The 2,442-nt window shown below is 65.2% G+C and carries 2 protein-coding genes; both read right to left on the bottom strand.

The window, feature by feature from the left end; all coding sequences use genetic code 11:
• Window positions 1-1,040 (bottom strand): acyl-CoA dehydrogenase (locus ACE3RX_RS12230; protein WP_374483822.1); only part of this gene is annotated, 1,040 nt, incomplete at its 3' end.
• Window positions 1,041-1,128: 88 nt separating this feature from the next.
• The gene (locus ACE3RX_RS12235; RefSeq protein WP_374483824.1) at window positions 1,129-2,280 is read right to left on the bottom strand and encodes an acyl-CoA dehydrogenase family protein; all 1,152 of its coding nucleotides are present in this window, start codon (window positions 2,278-2,280) and stop codon (window positions 1,129-1,131) included.
• Window positions 2,281-2,442: the final 162 nt, after the last annotated feature.

Genomic DNA, 2,442 nt, shown 5'->3' on the forward strand with positions numbered 1-2,442 from the left:
TTGCCGCCCATCATGTCGCGGGCCATGCGGGCGATGTCCAGCGCCTTGCCGCAGGAGTTGCGCTTCATGATGGAGGTGATCTCCACCGCATCGATGTGCTCGTCCTTCATGCGGCCCAGGCGCAGGCAGCCCTGCAGGCCGAGGGTGATCTCGGTCTGCATGTCGGCCAGCTTCTTCTGGATCAGCTGGTTAGCGGCCAGCGGGCGGCCGAACTGTTTGCGGTCCAGCGTGTATTGACGGGCCCGGTGCCAGCAGTCTTCCGCGGCACCGAGGGCGCCCCAGGCAATGCCGTAGCGGGCGGAGTTGAGGCAGGTGAAGGGACCCTTGAGGCCGCGCACCTCGGGGAAGGCGTTCTCCTCGGGGCAGAACACCTCGTCCATGACGATCTCGCCGGTGATCGACGCGCGCAGGCCGACCTTGCCGTGGATGGCCGGGGCGGACAGGCCCTTCCAGCCCTTTTCGAGCACGAAGCCGCGGATCTTCCCAGCGTCGTCCTTGGCCCACACGACGAACACGTCGGCCACCGGGCTGTTGGTGATCCACATCTTGCTGCCGGTGAGGCTGTAGCCGCCGTCCACCTTGCGGGCACGGGTGATCATCGAGCCGGGGTCGGAGCCGTGGTTCGGCTCGGTGAGGCCGAAGCAGCCGATCCATTCGCCGGTGGCGAGCTTGGGCAGGTACTTGCGCTTGGTGGCTTCGTTGCCGAATTCGTTGATCGGCACCATCACCAGCGATGACTGCACGCTCATCATCGAGCGGTAGCCGGAATCCACCCGTTCCACCTCGCGGGCGATCAGGCCGTAGCTCACGTAGTTGAGGCCGGCGCCACCGTATTCCTCGGGGATCGTCGGGCCGAGCAGGCCCAGTTCGCCCATCTCGCGGAAGATCGCCAGGTCGGTGTGTTCGTTGCGGAAGGCCTCGAGGACGCGCGGGGCCAGCTTCTCCTGGCAGTAGGCCTGGGCGGTGTCGCGGATCATGCGCTCGTCTTCGGTGAGCTGGCGGTCGAGGAGCAGCGGGTCGTCCCATTTGAAGTTCATCATCGTCTCTTCCTTGTGTGCGGCGTAGCGGGTGTGTGTATTTAGCGAATTATTCGTGAAGGATAAAGGGGCGGCGCGCTGCAGGCACGTCTCAGCTGTGTTCGCGGATCATGTTGCGGGCGATCACCAGCTGCTGGATCTGCGTCGTGCCTTCGAAAATGCGGAACAGGCGCACGTCCCGGTAGAAGCGCTCGATGCCGTATTCGGCCAGGTAGCCGGCGCCGCCGAAGATCTGGATGGCCCGGTCGGCAACGCGGCCGCACATCTCGGAGGCGAACATCTTGGCGCAGGCGGCTTCGGTACCCACGTCCAGCCCCTGGTCGCGGCGGCGGGCGGCGTCTACCACCATGCACTGGGCGGCATACAGCTCGGCCTTGCTGTCGGCCAGCATGGCCTGGACCAGCTGGAATTCGGCGATCGGCTTGCCGAACTGCTTGCGCTCGCAGGCGTAGCGCAGCGCGTCGTCGAGCATGCGACGGGCCACGCCGACCGACACCGCGGCGATGTTGATGCGGCCCTTGTCGAGCACCTTCATGGCGGTCTTGAAGCCGACGCCTTCCTTGCCGCCGATCAGGTTGGCGGCGGGGATGCGGCAGTCCTCGAAGATCACGTCGCAGATGTGGGCGCCTTTCTGGCCCATTTTCTTATCGATTGGACCGAGGGACAGGCCCGGCGTGCCCGCCTCGACGATGAAGGCGGAGATGCCGTCGGCGCTCTTTTTGGTCGGGTCGGTGCGCGCCATCACCGTGAAGATGCCGGCTTCGGGCGCGTTGGTGATGTAGCGCTTGGTGCCGTTGAGCACGTAAAAGTCGCCGTCGCGGACGGCGGTGGTCCGCAGGCTGGCCGCGTCGGAGCCGCTGTCGGGCTCGGTCAGCGCGAAGGAGCCGATGATCTCGCCGGTGGCCAGCCTGGGCAGGTAGTGGGCCTTTTGCGCGTCGCTGCCGTCGATGATGATGCCCTGGCCGCCGATGCCGTTGTTGGTGGCGAACAGCGAGCGGAAGCACGGCGAGGTGTAGCCGATCTCGAAAGTGGCCAGCACTTCTTCTTCCATCGTCAGGCCCATGCCGCCGTGTTCCTCGGGGATGGACAGGCCGAACAGGCCCAGTTCGCGCATCTCCTGGATCAGTTCATCGGGAATCCGGTCGGTGTCGGCGACGATGGCCTCGTGGGGGATCAACCGTTCCCGCACGAAGCGGGAAATGGTGTCGAGCAGCAGATTGAGGGTTTCCTGGTCTCTGATCATGATGCGTGTCCGGTGGAGGAGGGGGCAGGAGGGCGCCCCTCGGCTTTGTTGTGGGGGCGAATTCATTCGCCCGCAATCCCAGAATTGAATAACCCCGGCGAAATAATTAGGCCCCACCCCGGGTGACGCCATACATAACGTACATGAGGAACTCCGGCGTGC

Source organism: Zoogloea sp. (assembly GCF_041914405.1).
Taxonomy (GTDB): domain Bacteria; phylum Pseudomonadota; class Gammaproteobacteria; order Burkholderiales; family Rhodocyclaceae; genus Zoogloea.

Excerpts from the sequence above, each read along its gene's own strand:
- ACE3RX_RS12235 (WP_374483824.1), bottom strand. The coding sequence starts at position 2,280 with ATGATCAGAGACCAGGAAACCCTCAATCTGCTGCTCGACACCATTTCC.